Raw genomic sequence first — 15,529 nt, forward strand, 5'->3', positions numbered from 1 at the left:
CCAACGGCCGTGGACATTCTTGACGGCGTCTTCCTAAACCCGCCGACGACGACTCAGTCGGCGCCGGGCCGGACGGCGGCAAGATCCGGACCGGCGAGGCGTCGTCGAGCTCGTTGAAGTACTCACAGGAGGTTACCTCTCCTGAGGACGAGCCAGGAACAACGCTCCGACGGCAGCCAATCGAACTTCTTCCGACTGGAGAATCCCGACCGGGAAGACGCATGACGTCCCGATAGGATCCGCTTTCGAGCCCCGGTTTGAGTCAGCCGGCAGTCGTCGCGGAATGACGTTGGGCGTGCAATCGAAGACTGGCCAGAAAGTCGGCAACGATCAGCCGCGCATCAACGTGTTGGCACATTCGCCGGCGGGGAGATGCGCTCGTAGTGTCGAATCTACTGGTCACTTCCTCGAGCCCGGTGACAACCAAAGGGGCGCTATCACCCAGGCACCACAACGGACCGAATTTGATAAAGTCCGGGACTTCCAAGCCGTGAAAGTGATCCCATAGCCACCTACCTACGCGGCTGCCACCTTTAAGTGCCTCATCGAGCTCCGCCACGGAAATGACAACCTGTTGGTAGGCCTCCAAAGGAAACTGGTCAATTTCCAGCTGCTGATTTGCAAAGACGAACTGCGCAGCCATGGGGTCAGTGAAGTAGTTGTACTCATCGTGATCCAACCCCTTGGAAGATCCACCGACCCAAGCCAGCTTGAACCGTGATGCAATCCCGGGCTCCTCCAAGAGCGCATCTGCCACGTTTGTGAGCGGCCCTGCGCACACCAGCGTCAAGGGCAACTCGCCCTCGTCACGCACTGCCTCAATGATCGCTTGGGCCGCCGGATTCTTACGGATCCGGCCTGTAAATGCCGAATCCGGTCCTGCTTGTACGGTTGCGTGGCCACGTCTATCCAAGATGTCCATCAACTCCAGTGCAAGTTCGGCTCCAGCCTGAGCCTTGCCGGCAGGCGGACCAAACATGGGGTTGGTAAGCGAACTTGTGATTGCAACGATCCGATTAGCGGGTGCCATGGCGTGGTGGGCAAGCCCGACGAGTCCGTCCGGATCGCCGGCCCAGTCGTTGTCCAGGACCACTCTGCTCTTTGCTGCGATGCTTATCATTGACATGCGGATTTAGACCTCTCCTGAAGCAGTAAATTCCATGGTGGCTCGTGATCTGGCCGGTCGCGACGTGGGCCCTCAAATGTACTCCAATATGGCCTAAGTTTGGTGGCCAGCGCGCCCGAGCGCAGATGCGAGGAAGCAATGGCTGCTGTCGTTAGGAGACCACCCGAAGAGTGCTTCAGCTCCCCAGCGGTGTGTGGCGTTGAAGACCGCTCAGGAATTGGTCCACGGCTGGTGACTGCGTTCGTCCCCTGGCGGAATAGAGGGCCGTCTGTGGACGCCCGCTGAGCGGCCTCGTCACTACGCCGGGCATCTGAAAACGCCGGACGGATTCGGGAAGGATTGAAATCCCCAAACCCGCAGCTACCAGCCCAAGGACGGTTTCCTGATGGATGGTCTGCTGAACTACCTGTGGAGAAAATCCCAGACCGTCAAACAAGCGGTGTATCCGGGTCACGAACCCCGGCATCAGGCGGTAAGGGAACAGGATCATCGGCTCCTGTTCCAAATCTGCCGGCCGCACTTCCCCGCCCAGGGCCAACGGGTGTGCCTCAGGCAGGACGGCAACCAAGTCCTCGGTGCTTACGAGCTCCATGGTCAGTCCCGGGACCTCTCCCGGATCACGGATAAGCCCCAGGTCCAGGTCGCCGTCGAGCAGTTGTTCAATCTGCTCGCCACTGGTTAGTGGGCTGAGGATCAGTTCCACGCGGGGGCGTTCCCGTCGGAAGGCCCTGATGGCTTCGGGGATGGTGGTGTAGCTGGCCGAGCTGACGAAGCCCACCTTGATCCGGCCACTAAGGCCCGCTGCCACGCTGGCAACATCATCGGCAGCTGCATCAAGTTCGACTACTGCGTGCTGAACGCGACGCTTGAAGGCCTCGCCGGCAGATGTGAGGGCAACGCGCCTGGTGGTCCGGTCAAACAGCTGAACCCCAAGCTCACGCTCCAGCCGTCTGATGGCGACAGTGAGCGGGGGCTGGGTAAGGTGCAGCCGCTCTGCTGCCCGGCCGAAATGTAGCTCATCGGCGACCACGAGGAAGTACCGGAGCTGACGCAGTTCCATCTTGATTCTTTCGATTGACGCTAATAATTGCTACACAAATGATATTGGACGCAGCACCATTCGGGATGGGTAACTGGTTGAAGCGGAATCAACGCGTCAGCCACAACACAGGGGATCCATCCATGGAATCGATCGAATACGTCGTCGTCGGAGCAGGACTGTCAGGGGCCGCCACGGCTTGGCAGCTTGCCGCCCAAGGCCACGAGGTCGCGTTGCTGGAGCGCTCCACACCAGCAAATAATGCTGGAAGCTCGCATGGATCTGCGCGGATTTTCCGCTACGCCTACCCCAGCGAGTTCTACACCGGCCTGGTCAAGGAGGCCAAAGCCGGTTGGGACGAACTCGCCAACGTGAGCGGCAAACAACTCATCAAGCCCACAGGTGCGGTGGACTATGGAACGGTCAGGCAGCCTGAACGCCTTGCCGCGGCCCTGTCTGCACACGGCATTGACCATGAGCTCCTGTCCCCCACCGACGCTCAGGATCGCTGGCCGCAGATCGCTTTCGACACCCAGGTACTCTGGCACCCCGGCGCCGGGGTAATCGACGCCCACGAATCAGTTGCTGCCATGGTCGACCAGGCAGTTGCCCATGGCGCACAACTGCACACGAACTGGGCTGTCACCTCAATCAGTGGATCCGAAGGCGCATTCATCCTCACCTCCGACGATGGCCGGTCCCTTAGGGCCGGCAACGTCGTCGTCGCCGCGGGTGGATGGCTGCCTCAGCTACTTGATCACCTCTCTCTTCCATCCCAGTGGCTGGCCAATATGCCGGCCCTCGAAGTACGCCAAGAGCAGGCCTACCACTTCCCCTACGCAGACGTGGCACGTCAGAGCGGATCCCCGTGGCCCACATTCATCCATAAACGCGCAGGTTGGGAGGCTTACGGCTTGCCCGGTGGCCGGGATGCGGGTTTCCGCGGCCAGAAGGTCGCCGAGTACAACGGCGGTAAGGTTCTGCCGTCCGCCGCCTACCAGGACGGCCTGATTGACCCGGTCAACCGACGGCGCGTTGTTGAATACGTCGAAAAGTACCTCCCCGGCCTCATCCCGGAACCCTACGCGGAGACCACTTGCCTGTTCACGAACACACCCACGGAAGACTTCATCCTGGACCGCACTGAGGGCATCACCATAGTCTCCCCTTGTTCCGGCCACGGCGCTAAGTTCGCACCACTGATCGGCCAATTTGCTGCGGATCTGGCCACTGGCACCGGAACCGCAGCAGACCAATTCCGCCTCGCCACCGCAGGAGCAGGAGCCCGCTCATGACCCGAACCACCGGCGCCTCTTCAAACAAAACAAGCACGACGACGGCCACCGTCACCGGGCTCATGTCCGATATCGCCGGCACCGGCACCGACCCTCTTCGCGGCGGATACACGCGCCCCGTCTACTCGACCGCCGAACTTGATCTCCGGACCTGGTTCATCGATCAAGCCACCAAACGCGGCCTCTCCGTGGAAACGGACCGCAATGGTGCCATCTGGGCTTGGTGGGACATCCCGGGCGGCAACCGCAGTAACAGCATCGTCACCGGCAGCCACTTGGATTCGGTCCCCGGTGGAGGCCCCTTCGACGGACCCCTCGGAGTTGCCGCAGCCCTCGCCGCCGTTGACATCCTCAAGGCCCGGAGCCCCATCCCCAAACGGCCGTTGGCCATCGCCGTGTTCCCCGAAGAAGAAGGATCCCGCTTCGGCGTCGCCTGCCTCGGGTCCCGACTCCTGACCGGCGCCATCGATCCCAACAAGGCCCGGAACCTTCGCGACCCGGACGGCAACACCTTCGCGGACATCGCCATGGCCAATGCTCTTGACCCCCGCTACATAGGCCGGGATGACCAACTCCTGGGCCAGATCGGGGCGTTCGTGGAACTCCATGTGGAACAAGGCCGAGGACTCATCGATCTCGACCAGCCCGTCGCCATTGCCTCCTCCATCCTCGGCCACGGCCGTTGGCGGCTCAGCATCCATGGACAGGGAAACCACGCCGGGACAACGCTCATGGCCGACCGGAACGATCCCATGGTGGCTGCATCCCGCGTAGTTGTCACAATTCGTGACGCCGCGCGGAACCAACCCCATGCCCGTGCAACCGTCGGGCGACTGCAACCCGTTCCCAGCGGCACCAACGTCATCGCCTCACGCGTGGACTTCTGGCTCGACGTCCGCCATCCGGAGGATGCCATCACCGCATCACTGGTTGAGGCAATCCACCACGAGGCCAGGCTGATCGCGGCCGATGAGGGCTGCACCGTTGAACTGACTGAAGAATCCCTCAGCCCCACCGTTCACTTCGATCCGGGCCTGCAGAAGCAACTCCAACTCGCCCTGCCCGAAGCACCGATCCTCGACACCGGAGCGGGCCATGACGCGGGAGTCCTGGCAGCCCTCGTACCGACAGCCATGGTTTTCGTCCGGAACCCCAGCGGTATCTCCCACTCCCCGGAAGAACACGTCGTGGACGAGGACGCGGAGCTAGGGGCACAGGCTCTAGCAGAGGCACTGGCAACCCTCATGAACTGAACCCCGCAGAGCCAGTCCTCGAAAAGAAGTAACACGTTGGAAACGTTCGGTTGACGGATGTGAAATGCCCAACCTGTTTACTGTCAGTAATTCATGTTTCATGAAGTTCAATCGTTTAGGAGTGTCATGTCTACCCAAATCAACTTCCGGTACCTTAGCGAACCCGACATGATCAAGGCCGGGGTGGGCGATCTCGTGCGCTGCACCGACGTCATGGAGGAAGCTCTTGTTCTCTTGCGGCAGGGTGACTACCGGATGGCCGGTGAGAACGGCAACTCCCACGGCGCCATGATCACCTTCCCCGCGGATCCTGCATTTGAGGGCATGCCCAAGGACGGACCGGACCGGCGCTTCATGGCCATGCCGGCGTACCTGGGTGGCCGCTTCGGCACCTCGGGTGTGAAGTGGTACGGCTCCAACACCGAAAACCGCAAGAAGGGACTCCCCCGCTCAATCCACGTATTCGTGCTCAATGACAGTGACACCGGCGCGCCACTGGCGATCATGAGCGCAAACCTGCTGAGCGCCTACCGCACAGGCGCCGTCCCCGGCGTCGGCGTCAAACACCTCGCAAAGGCCGACGCCAAAGTCGCCGCCGTAGTAGGCCCGGGCGTCATCGCCCGTTCGGTCCTCTCGACCACCCTGGCATTGCGCCCCACGATCGACACCCTGTACGTCAAGGGACGCAGCGCAGGAAGCACCGGTACCTTCGTGGACTGGGCGAAAGCAACCTTCCCCCAGCTCACCAGCGTCAAGCCGGCTGAAACCATCGAAGAAGCAATTGGCGAGGCCGATGTAGTCATGGCCACTACCTCCACCGACGCCGCCGGGAGCGAGGCCTTCCCGTACTTCCCGAAGCACGCCATCAAGCCCGGCGCCCTGCTGCTCCTTCCCGCCGCAGCCCGGTTCGACGACGACTTCCTCCAGGGTGACGCCCGTCTGGTCATCGACGCCGAAGGCCTCTACCAAGCATGGCTCGAAGAATACGGACCCACCGCCTACCAGATCCTCGGCATTCCGGGATCACACTGGTTCGGCCTGCTCGAGGAAGGCAAGATTCCGGCCTCCAAGATCGAAGAGATCGCGGACATCGCCACCGGAAAACTCCCCGCCCGCCGGGACGATGAAGAAATCATCCTCTACTCCGTCGGAGGAATGCCTATCGAAGACGTCGCCTGGGCCACCGATCTCTACCACGCCGCCGAAGAGAAAAACATCGGCACCGTCCTGAACCTCTGGGACACCCCGGCACTCGCATAAATCCAAGACCCGTGTGGGGGCAGTGGTCACCTGCCCCCACACGCACCAACACTCAAGCACCCGACGAACTGCTTTTGAAAGGGCATCCCATGGATTCCGGAAATGTCGCCTGGCTGCTGGTCAGCTCGGCTTTGGTCTGTTTGATGATTCCCGCCTTGGCCCTGTTCTACGGTGGCATGGTGGGCTCCCGGCGCATCCTGAACATGATGATGATGTGCTTTGGCGGCGTGAGCATCGTCGCGGTTCTTTGGGTCGCCTTCGGCTACTCCGCAGTTTTCGGTAACTCCGTGGGCGGATTGGGACTGATCGGCGATGCCACGCAGTACCTGGGTTTGGAACAGCTCCTGGCCGAAGATCCCAATGCCCCTGTTCCGTCGGCGCTCTTTGCCGTCTTCCAGCTCTTCTTCGCGGGGATCACCACCGCCATCATCGGCGGTGCCGCAGCCGGACGCATGAAGTTCGGTGCATGGATGCTGTTCGCGGCCCTTTGGTCAACGCTCGTCTACCTGCCGGTGGCGCACTGGGTGTTCGCCCTCAATTCCACTGACGGCAGCGTCACGGGCGGCTGGATCCTCAATGGCCTCAAAGCCATCGACTTCGCCGGCGGAACAGCCGTCCACATCAACGCAGGCGTCGCAGCCCTGGCCCTGTCGCTGGTGCTCGGCCGCAGCGCAGGGTGGCCCAAGAGCGAACACGTCCGTCCGCACAGCCGCCCGCTGGTTCTTGTGGGCGCAGGGCTGCTGTGGGTCGGCTGGTACGGATTCAACGCCGGATCAGCCCTCGCCGCCGGAAACACCGCATCGGTCGTCTTCCTGACCACCGCTGTGGCTGGTGCCGCTGCGCTCCTCGGATGGATCGCCGTCGAACGCCTCCGCCGCGGCCGCGCGAGCAGCATCGGGGCCGCATCCGGCCTGGTGGCAGGTCTCGTTGCCATCACCCCGGCGTGCGGCGCAGTCAGCCCACTGGGGGCCATCGCTATTGGAGCCATTGCCGGAGCCGTGTGCTCCCTGGCCGTCGAATGGAAATACCGACTCGGATTCGATGACTCACTGGACGTTGTAGGCGTGCACCTGGTGGGCGGTGTCATCGGCACACTGCTGATCGGCATCTTCGCCACCGAAGCCGCACCGAACAAAACCGCAGGCCTGCTCTACGGGGGCGGACTGGGCCTCCTGGGAACCCAGGCCCTGGCCACTGGCGCCGTGCTGATCTATTCCTTCGCCGTGACGTGGCTCGTGGCAAAAATCGTCCAAGTCACCATCGGCCTGCGCATCCGTCCCGAAGAGGAAATGCGCGGCATCGACATCGCCGCACACGCCGAGGAAGCCTACCTCGTTGACGAAGAACCCGAAATGCTCGGCTCCCCATCACGCTCATGAATGGCGCTCAGTCCGCTGGACCCGCACTTAGTGTGAAGCGACTGCCAAAAAACGAATGGGGAGTTCGATCAGCCGCAGTGGTCCGTGAGGACCATCAGCCTCGAACAACAAGGAGTCTCCCGGGGCGAGCACGTACTCATAGGATCCGTGGCTATACACCATTTGGCCTTCGAGCATATAGATGAACTCCGTGCCGGTGTGCTGAAACTGCGGGAAAACATCAGAGGCACTGGTCAGCGTGACCAGAGACGGTTCGACGGCCTGTTCCCGCCGCTTAAGAGACCCCAGCAAACGATACTCGTGGCCGTGCCTGGTCCCGGTCCGTACCGTCATGCTGCCTTCCCCGGCACGAGTGAACGAGGCTTCGCGTTCCGTATCAGCTCCTTGGAACAGTGCTGTGACAGGGACGTTCAAGCCCACGGCCAGCCGTTGAAGGGTTGTCAGCGAACAGGAAGTGCTCGCTGACTCGATCTTGGAAACCATTGCCTTCGACAGACCGGTGCGGATGGCAAGTTCCGCGGCCGAGATCCCTGCCTCCACCCGATGACGCCTGACTTGTAGCGCAATAATTGCTTCAAGAGCGCCCGGTTGCCTACTTTCAGCCGAAGACGAGTCCGCCGTGAATGGTGTGTTCGAGGCGCTCTCAGTTGTCATGACTCGAGTATAGGCAGGCACCGCCGGCCTCGGAGCGAGTCGCCCGGTCTACGTGCAATCTGCCAAAACGGCCTGCGCATCTCCTTGCATCGCTTTCAGCCCTTGTCCTGTCAGTACTGAGAAACGCGGAAGACGGCCTCGTCCACATCCGATGAACGAAGCCGTCCCGCCGCTGATGCCCTTGCCAGGGTTTAGGATGCCTCCGCCGGGATCTGGTCGTACCGCACGGATTTGACGGCTTCCATCACTGATTGCAGTGTTTCCGGATTCCGCCCGGTGATCAGCTTGACGTGTCCTGAAAGGACGGTCTGATACCCCTCGGCAATGGCGACTTCAGCGGTGACCAGCTCGTCGCTTGCCCACATGTGGCCGTCCGCGCTGGGAGGCATGGAAGGATCGTAGGTCCTGGGGATGCCGATTGAATCGAAGAAGGCGAGCCGCTCATCATCCGAAATCGGCTGATAATCAATGGGTGCGCCGTGTACCTCCGAACCAATGCGCGCAATGTCTTCAAAAGTCAGCAATTCAGGTCCCGTTATCTCATAGACGGCGCCTTCATGCTTTTCTGCGGCAAGCAGTACAGCGGCGGCGCTGCGGGCCACATCTGCTTTCGCCGCCGGAGCCAACCGCCCATGCCCCGTCGCCTGCGCCATCACACCACAGGCTGCCGCGGGAGCAACAAGGATGTTGCTGATGATCTCCGCATACAGCGCATTGCGGAGGAATGTGTAGGCTACGCCGGAGTTCCGGAGATCCAATTCGCTCTGGTAGTGGTCCTTGGCTGAGAGAGCCGGGTTGGTGGGATGGATACCGCCCACAGAGGTATACACGATGTGACGGACACCGGCATGCTGTGCAGCGGCAATGGCATTCCGCGTCTCAGCGACCCTGCGACCAAGGTTCAGTCCACTGATGAGAAAAAGGATCTCGCCGCCCGCATATGCCTCATTGAGGGACTCGGGCTCCTGGTAATCGCCCCGCATGACCCGGACTCCGGGGTTCTTGTGTTTGTAGAGCTTGTCCGGTGTCCGCGATACCAGGGTCAATTCGATGTCCGGGTCAGCTGCCAAAAGCAGTTCAGTAACCCTGCGTCCAAGATCTCCCGACGCCCCGCTGATGATGATACGGCCCACTTCAGGCCTCCTTTGTTTGGTTTCTTGTTCCCGGCCTCTTTGGCGGAAACGGTGGTACAGGTGGTGCAGTGTCAGCCGAGCGGACCCCAGAAAGTCTCCCCGCCATAGGTGTCGGACATGGGGGACAGCGCTTCGGGCCAAACCTCGGGATCCACTGCGCGTCGTTGCGATGGCGCCCGGACGGAGCCGTCCCATCCCACTTGTTCCATGTAGTAGTACAGCTGCATGACGTGACCGTCAGGATCCACTGCGTGAACCGTGTAATCGACACCAGGGTGGATGTCCTGCGGCAGGTCCAGAAGTTTGACGCCGCGCTCTTCGAGGAAATCACGTGCAGCTTTCAGCTGTTCGTAGGAACCAAGCTGGATACCGAAAGAAAGCAGCGTGGTGTGCTCGCTGACACCGAGTTTTTTCCGGAGCTCCATGGGAAAGAGGCCCAGGCTGTGGTGTTCGGTATTGGTCCTCAAGAAGACAGCACGGTGCCCGTCCACCATCGTCTCTTCGCTCTTAACCAAACCGAGCCGCTGTGTGTAGAACTCTTCTGCGCCCGCGACGTCCTCGACGAAAATGCTGACCGGTCCAATACGCACTGGCTTGAAGGGCCTCGACAGTAGCACGCCGCCGACGTCGAACGTTTTGGGTAACTCATCCACCCAGCGATAGCCGCTGGTGAGGTCCACGCCCTCCGATTCAGCATCGGCCAACTCACTGCTCTCGGACTTGGTCGGCAGCGACGGGTGCTCATTGGCCCACGGCCACAGGACTTCGGGTTTGCTCCGCCCATCCCATCCCACCTGTTCGATCCCGTACTCGAGCTCGTTGGTGTGCCCTGTGGGGTCCGGGAAGTACGTGTGCCAGTTGGAACCCGGGTCCCGGCCGTACCGTTCGATCTTGTTGCCCAAGGACTCGAGCCACAGCCGGGCCTGGACCACTTCGCGGAGGCTGCCAACCTGCCACGTGATCTGATTGATGGTCAGATCCCCCCTGGCCGGAGAGTCCATATGGTCCACCCAGGCCTTCGGCATCAGGACAAAGGTGTGGTGATCACTGTTGTGGCGAAGGAAATAGATGTGTTTGTCAGCGAGTCCGTCCAGCCACGTACCTGGGTCGTACTTTTCAAGGTTCAAAGCGTCGGCCACGTGGAACCCCAGAAGATCCCTGTAGAAAGCCAACGATGCACCGGTGTCTTCGACGCTGATGCCGAAATGGTTCAGCCGGCGGATTTTGAAGGGACGGTCGTAAAGCACACCGCCCACATTGTGCTGCTGTTCGCTCATGATGCTCTTTCTTTGTCGTGGTCCCTTGAACGCCTGGGCTACACCCAGGCAGAGAGGTGATCGCAGTTCTCAGGCATTCGGGCTGATGACTTCGTTTCGAATGGCGCCAATGAGGGCGGAGGACACCTCCACCACATCGCCGGGTTTCACGAACAGGGCATCCGGGTGCGAGCCATCCGTTTGCTGGCGGCTTGAATCCACTGCAGTTCCCTTGGGTGTTCCGCTGCTGATGAGATCACCCGGGTAGAGCGTGGTGTCCGCGGACAGATGCTGGATGAAGGTGGAGAAGTCGTGAACCATGGACTTGGTATTGCCGCTTTGCCGGATCTCACCGTTCACCCGGCACTCCAGCGGAATGTCCTGTGGGTCCAGGCCCTCGTTGACAACGATCCAGGGCCCGATGGTTGCCGAGGTATCAAAATTCTTTGAGTGCATGAAGTCCGGCCCAAAAGACACGTTGTCCCGGATCGACCAGTCGTTGTGAAGCGTGTATCCCCAGATGTAGGGAAGGGCATCATCCCGGCCGATATCGCGGCCCTGCTTCCCGACGATGATCGCCACTTCGGCCTCATAGTCCAGACGCCGGGTTCTGGCGGGGTACCGCACAGGTTCCCCGTCCGCCCCTACTGCCCGGTGGTCCTTCAGGAAATACTTGGGTCCGCCTTGAACCAGCCGATCCAGGACCTCGGCGGTGTCATTTCCCGCGCTGTTCTTGCTGGCGGCTTCCATATGGTCAAAGAAGTTGGCCAACGCACAGTAGATCCGCGATCCCTGGGCCACCGGGGCGTGCAGATCGGTGTCCCCGAGGTCAAAGAACAAGACCTCCCCATCGAGTCCCCGATCGTCGGAGGCTTTGGACCACAAATGGTCGACGGCGGTTTGCGCGCCTTCGAGAGCCCGGTTTCCTTCGGCGATGAACGCCCCGAGCTCCGCCGGGACCTCCGCGTCGGCCCGGGCCTGGGGCCGCGCCTCCTGCGAGTTTTCAGCGAGATACTTTGCATAGGCGGCGTTGGCGTCCACCACCTTGTTTTCCACAATGACGCCCACACGTCGGTGGGGGCCAAAAACAGCGATCTTCATGTGTTCTCCTGGGTATGTTTCGTTTTGTTGGTCTGGCGCGTTCTTGTGATGTGGCGCGGCCCAAGAGCCGCGCCCCCTCACTTCAGGGGGTCGACCCCGACGTCCTCAAAGACGCGCGCGTCCGTTGGGGTGAGGCTGTAGATGGTGAGGCTCTGGATCTTCCCGTCCCGGACAGTGAAGAAATCGCCCAGTTTGAGGCTCACCCCGTTGGCATCCAGGTCGATCTCCACAGCTACGTGGTCTCCATGAACCACCGGAGGATGGGGGCTGGGCGTCATCTTTCCGGCGGTCAGTCCGTTGCGATACATCCGCCTGATGGCATCGGCGCCTTGCAGGGTTCCTGCAGCATTGGTCAGCCGCGCATTCGAAGCAAACAGATCGGCTACGGCTTCTGCGTCCCCGGCCTTCACGCCGTCGAAGTAGGCTGCGACAATTTCAGTTGAGTCAGTCATGTGGTGTTGTCTCCTTCCACTGCAAACCGTTCCGGTTTACGTCGGGTTGGCATGGGGGCCGGTGTCAGGCGCTGAGGTACTTGGCAGATGCGTAGATCGATTTGTATTCCAAGTACGCGTTGATGCCCTCGGGTCCGAGTTCCCTGCCCACTCCGGAATCCTTGAACCCGCCGAAGGGGGCCCCGAGGTCCAGCGTGTAGTAGTTCAGTCCTATGGTTCCTGTGCGGACGCGCCGGGCCACAGACAAGGCCCTGTCCTCATCGGCACTCCAGACGGATCCGCCCAGACCGTAGTTGCTGTCGTTTGCCATCCGCACAGCGTCCTCGTCGTCGTCGAACGGGATCAGTGCCATCACGGGGCCAAAGACCTCTTCCCGGGCCAGGCGGTCGCTGTTGGCCACATCGGCAAAGACGGTGGGCTCAACGAACCACCCCTTGTCAGCGCCGGCAGGACGGCTTCCCCCCGTCACCAGACGGGCGCTGGAGGCTTTTGCCATCTCGATGTAATCCATCACCCGCGCCAGATGCTCCTTGGTAGCCATGGGCCCCATGGTCACTGTGGGGTCCAGCGGGTTCCCTACGTTGTAGGAGGCAGCAAAGCTCCCCACCGCCTCTACGACTTCCTCGTAGCGTGAGCGTGCAATGAGGATGCGTGACTGGGTGGTACATGTTTGGCTGTTGTTCAGGAATGAAGCGTTGTCCAATCCGGACAGCAGCGTGTTGACGTCACCGTCTTCGAGGAAGAGGGCGGCAGACTTGCCTCCCAGTTCAAGGGTGCATCGACGGATCAAGCGACCGCATTCGGCGCCAATGATCCTGCCGGCAGCCGTGGAACCAGTGAAGGCAATCTTGTCCACCAGAGGATGTGACACCAGCGCGGCCCCTGCGTCCCGATCCCCCAGCACAATGTTGAGGACACCGTCAGGCAGTCCTGCAGCCTTGGCCGCATCAGCAAAGACGTAGGAGTCCAAGGCGGTTTCCGGAGACGGCTTGAGGACCACCGTGCAACCCGCAGCCAAGGCCGGTGCAATCTTGAACATGGCCAGCGCTTGCGGGAAATTCCATGGTGCGATTGCGCCAACCACACCCACCGGCTCCCTTCGGACAATGGTGGATCCTGCCTGGCTGGTACGCACTTCTTCCAATGCCAGGTTTTCAATCACGTCGGCGTAGATGTTCAGGAGAGCTCCCGGAGCACCTCCATTCAGCATCTGTGAGAGCCCGATCGGCATGCCGTTCTCCCTGGAAACCAGTTCGGAAGTGCCGGCGGACCGCAAGTTCAGCTCACTGGCGAACCGCCGAAGCACCTCAGCCCGTTCCCGAGCCGTCGACTTACCCCAAGGCCCTTCGTCGAGGGCCCGCCGGGCTGCCCGGACGGCTGCATCGATATCTGCTTCCGTCCCCATGGCGGCTACGCCAATGACCTCGCCAGTAGCTGCCTCCACCTGGTCCCGGAGCAGATCCCCGGTTGGCTTGGCCCAGACACCGTCAATAAAGAAATGCCTTCGGTCCAGATCATGTTGCTTCTCAACGATGAGGGACATGTGTTCTCCTAACTAAGATTTGTGGAACTTCAGGACGCCCCGGCATCAGGCCGGGAGGTTCAGGAACGTGCCTTGCAGGAAGATCAGCGGCGGGTTGGTGGCCCGGAGTTCCAGGGACTCGACGCGACCAACAACCTGGTAGTGGTCCCCGATGAGGTCGATCTTGTAGCGGGTGCATTCCAGCGTGACAATTGCATCGTTGAGCAGAGGCACTCCCCTGCTGGACGGGGTCCAGTCGACTTCATCGAAGCGGTCCTCCGAGCGACGGGAGAATGCCTTGCAGAGCGCGGTTTGGTCCTGCCCCAGGATGTTGACTCCAAAATGGCTTGCTTCGTAGAGGCGGGGCCACGTTGTGGATGCCTTGTCCACGAAGAACGCCACCAAGGGCGGTTCCAATGACACGGACGTGAAGGAACCTACCGTCATTCCTACGGGCCCGGACCTGGTGCCGGCCGTTACCACCGCGACGCTTGTGGGCACGTGGCCCAGAACCCGGCGATAGGTTCGTGATGGGTCCTCAGCTGGTGCTTGGGGAATGGTGGGGATGGACATGGTGACCTTGCCTTAAAGGTTGATGGTGGGTTCCAGGCCCATCAGGACCCGTCCGTAGGCTTCTTTGCCGATTTCCGGAGTGACAAATGCGTGCCGGGCGGCGATTTCGGAGTCACGCCAGATCTGGTTGAGGACGTTGGCCTCGGCAAATGACCCTGCGCCGTTGGCGGTCATCAGGGCATCAATTGCCTGACCAACAAGTTCGGCAATAACCCCGGTGTCGTTACGGATACGTGCCCGCGTGGCAAGATCCAGCTGCTCCCCGGCATCAGCGGCGGTGTCAATGTCCAGGCACATGCGGTTCAACAGCAGCTCGGACAAGTGCAGATTCGAGGCTGCCTTGGCCACTGCCAGTTGGTGCGTCGGTGAATCCTTGGCATTGTTGTAGATGGTGTAGGCCACCGGCTTGGACGGAAGCTTGGCCAGGGTGATCTCCAGTGCGTGGCGTGCCAAGCCGATCTGCGGAGCAATCAGGATCGCGGCCGCAACGGCGTTGAACGCTACGTTTGCCATCCGGTCCTCTTTGTACGGTGACAAAAAGTTGGAGCTGAGCATGTTGCTCAGGCGCTGAACCCGGTGGTCCGGCACAAAGTGGTCCTGAACCACGATCGTGTCACTGCCAGTGCCTTTCATCCCTGCCACGAACCATGTTGGTTCGATCGTCCAGGCTTCAGCCGGAATCAACGCCAGCGCCATCGGATCATCACCGTCGAGCAATACACCCAGCGTTGCCCAATCTGCAGCGAAGGAGCCTGAGGAATACGGCCACCGGCCGCTGACGAGGTAGCCCCCGTCAACACGTTCACTCTTGCTTCCGGGGCTGAATGTTCCGGCCACCTTGGCCAAGGGATTACTGCCGAAGACTTCTTCCTGAGCCTGCTCGGAAAAGGTAGAAGCAAAGCCGGTGCCCACCATCATCAGCGTTGTAACCCACCCTGTGGAACCGTCACCCCGGGCAATTTCCTGGGTTACCTCCACAGCCGTGCGCAAGGAGGCCCCCATTCCCCCGTGACGTTTGGGTACCAACATCCGGAACAGGCCGGCCTCTTCCAAAGCTGCAACCACTTCCGGAGCCACACGGCGGGCCTCCGAACCTTGAGCCGCGAACTCCCTGACCAACGGAACCAGGGAAGTAGCACGGGCTACTAACTCGGAATCAGGCACGTTGGTATCGGACAATTCGGTGATTGACGTCGCTGTCATGGTTCCTCTTTCATATGGGTGAAATAAAATCGGCAGACTTTTCCGACGATCTTCGGGTGAAGTATGAAATGTTCTTCAGTAATCGCTCAGATGCTGCTTTGTGTAATAGGCTGCGTGAAGCACCTGCGGCTTTTGGGCGGAGCGAGAGTCTTCACAGTCGGGCCAGAAGTTATCAGCTGAATCTGCGTTGCCAGCATCGTTCGTAGTGTTTAGGTCTGTAGAGAAAATGGAATATGCAGCGGGTTTCACAATGCCGGGAAAGGATACATTCATGCCCTTCCGG

General features: G+C 60.9%; 14 protein-coding genes. 4 read left to right on the forward strand and 10 right to left on the reverse strand.

Translation table 11 applies throughout. The features are described from left to right. Positions 1-262: 262 nt before the first annotated feature. Positions 263-1,126 (reverse strand): nucleoside hydrolase, encoded by an 864-nt coding sequence (locus BACI9J_RS11135; RefSeq protein WP_159734431.1) that lies wholly within the window; start codon positions 1,124-1,126, stop codon positions 263-265. Between the two features lie 175 nt (positions 1,127-1,301). Beyond that, entirely contained in the window at positions 1,302-2,186 is an 885-nt protein-coding gene (locus BACI9J_RS11140) for a LysR substrate-binding domain-containing protein (RefSeq protein WP_159734432.1), read from the reverse strand. 122 nt (positions 2,187-2,308) lie between these two features. On the opposite strand from BACI9J_RS11140, the gene BACI9J_RS11145 reads away from it, so the two are divergent. From BACI9J_RS11145 to BACI9J_RS11160, 4 genes are all read left to right on the forward strand, one after another. Beyond that, positions 2,309-3,460, forward strand: a complete 1,152-nt coding sequence (locus BACI9J_RS11145) for an FAD-dependent oxidoreductase (RefSeq protein WP_159734433.1) — start codon at positions 2,309-2,311, stop codon at positions 3,458-3,460. Next, the gene (locus BACI9J_RS11150; protein WP_159734434.1) at positions 3,457-4,713 is read left to right on the forward strand and encodes an allantoate amidohydrolase; all 1,257 of its coding nucleotides are present in this window, start codon (positions 3,457-3,459) and stop codon (positions 4,711-4,713) included. The genes BACI9J_RS11145 and BACI9J_RS11150 overlap by 4 nt, the downstream gene beginning before the upstream one ends. Before the next feature lie 126 nt (positions 4,714-4,839). Further along, positions 4,840-5,973 (forward strand): tyramine oxidase subunit B, encoded by a 1,134-nt coding sequence (locus BACI9J_RS11155; RefSeq protein WP_159734435.1) that lies wholly within the window; start codon positions 4,840-4,842, stop codon positions 5,971-5,973. 89 nt (positions 5,974-6,062) lie between these two features. After that, entirely contained in the window at positions 6,063-7,352 is a 1,290-nt protein-coding gene (locus BACI9J_RS11160; protein ID WP_159734436.1) for an ammonium transporter, read from the forward strand. Between the two features lie 27 nt (positions 7,353-7,379). Here the strand turns inward: BACI9J_RS11160 and BACI9J_RS11165 are convergent, their stop codons facing one another. From BACI9J_RS11165 to BACI9J_RS11200, 8 genes are all read right to left on the reverse strand, one after another. Beyond that, positions 7,380-8,006 carry a helix-turn-helix domain-containing protein gene (locus BACI9J_RS11165; RefSeq protein WP_159734437.1) on the reverse strand — a complete coding sequence of 209 codons (627 nt, stop codon included), beginning with the start codon at positions 8,004-8,006 and terminating at the stop codon, positions 7,380-7,382. Positions 8,007-8,197: 191 nt separating this feature from the next. Further along, positions 8,198-9,139 (reverse strand): NAD(P)H-binding protein, encoded by a 942-nt coding sequence (locus BACI9J_RS11170; protein ID WP_201296562.1) that lies wholly within the window; start codon positions 9,137-9,139, stop codon positions 8,198-8,200. A gap of 71 nt (positions 9,140-9,210) precedes the next feature. Continuing rightward, positions 9,211-10,416 (reverse strand): VOC family protein, encoded by a 1,206-nt coding sequence (locus tag BACI9J_RS11175; protein WP_159734439.1) that lies wholly within the window; start codon positions 10,414-10,416, stop codon positions 9,211-9,213. A gap of 69 nt (positions 10,417-10,485) precedes the next feature. After that, complete coding sequence (locus BACI9J_RS11180; protein ID WP_159734440.1) at positions 10,486-11,496, reverse strand: fumarylacetoacetate hydrolase family protein; 1,011 nt, start codon at positions 11,494-11,496, stop codon at positions 10,486-10,488. Positions 11,497-11,573: 77 nt separating this feature from the next. Further along, positions 11,574-11,948 (reverse strand): nuclear transport factor 2 family protein, encoded by a 375-nt coding sequence (locus BACI9J_RS11185; protein ID WP_159734441.1) that lies wholly within the window; start codon positions 11,946-11,948, stop codon positions 11,574-11,576. Between the two features lie 64 nt (positions 11,949-12,012). Further along, positions 12,013-13,491 (reverse strand): aldehyde dehydrogenase, encoded by a 1,479-nt coding sequence (locus BACI9J_RS11190; RefSeq protein ID WP_159734442.1) that lies wholly within the window; start codon positions 13,489-13,491, stop codon positions 12,013-12,015. 45 nt (positions 13,492-13,536) lie between these two features. Further along, complete coding sequence (locus BACI9J_RS11195; protein WP_159734443.1) at positions 13,537-14,043, reverse strand: flavin reductase family protein; 507 nt, start codon at positions 14,041-14,043, stop codon at positions 13,537-13,539. A 12-nt stretch (positions 14,044-14,055) separates the two neighbouring features. Beyond that, a complete protein-coding gene (locus tag BACI9J_RS11200) occupies positions 14,056-15,246 on the reverse strand; it encodes an acyl-CoA dehydrogenase family protein (protein ID WP_159734444.1) in 1,191 nt (396 codons plus the stop codon). Positions 15,247-15,529: the final 283 nt, after the last annotated feature.

Origin of the sequence: Arthrobacter sp. 9V (assembly GCF_902506065.1) — a bacterium.
Taxonomy (GTDB): domain Bacteria; phylum Actinomycetota; class Actinomycetes; order Actinomycetales; family Micrococcaceae; genus Arthrobacter.

Bases quoted from the DNA above. Each gene is read 5' to 3' on its own strand.
- BACI9J_RS11135 (WP_159734431.1), bottom strand. From the start codon at position 1,126: ATGTCAATGATAAGCATCGCAGCAAAGAGCAGAGTGGTCCTGGACAAC.
- BACI9J_RS11140 (WP_159734432.1), bottom strand. From the start codon at position 2,186: ATGGAACTGCGTCAGCTCCGGTACTTCCTCGTGGTCGCCGATGAGCTA.
- BACI9J_RS11145 (WP_159734433.1), top strand. From the start codon at position 2,309: ATGGAATCGATCGAATACGTCGTCGTCGGAGCAGGACTGTCAGGGGCC.
- BACI9J_RS11150 (WP_159734434.1), top strand. From the start codon at position 3,457: ATGACCCGAACCACCGGCGCCTCTTCAAACAAAACAAGCACGACGACG.
- BACI9J_RS11155 (WP_159734435.1), top strand. From the start codon at position 4,840: ATGTCTACCCAAATCAACTTCCGGTACCTTAGCGAACCCGACATGATC.
- BACI9J_RS11160 (WP_159734436.1), top strand. From the start codon at position 6,063: ATGGATTCCGGAAATGTCGCCTGGCTGCTGGTCAGCTCGGCTTTGGTC.
- BACI9J_RS11165 (WP_159734437.1), bottom strand. From the start codon at position 8,006: ATGACAACTGAGAGCGCCTCGAACACACCATTCACGGCGGACTCGTCT.
- BACI9J_RS11175 (WP_159734439.1), bottom strand. From the start codon at position 10,416: ATGAGCGAACAGCAGCACAATGTGGGCGGTGTGCTTTACGACCGTCCC.
- BACI9J_RS11180 (WP_159734440.1), bottom strand. From the start codon at position 11,496: ATGAAGATCGCTGTTTTTGGCCCCCACCGACGTGTGGGCGTCATTGTG.
- BACI9J_RS11185 (WP_159734441.1), bottom strand. From the start codon at position 11,948: ATGACTGACTCAACTGAAATTGTCGCAGCCTACTTCGACGGCGTGAAG.
- BACI9J_RS11190 (WP_159734442.1), bottom strand. From the start codon at position 13,491: ATGTCCCTCATCGTTGAGAAGCAACATGATCTGGACCGAAGGCATTTC.
- BACI9J_RS11195 (WP_159734443.1), bottom strand. From the start codon at position 14,043: ATGTCCATCCCCACCATTCCCCAAGCACCAGCTGAGGACCCATCACGA.
- BACI9J_RS11200 (WP_159734444.1), bottom strand. From the start codon at position 15,246: ATGACAGCGACGTCAATCACCGAATTGTCCGATACCAACGTGCCTGAT.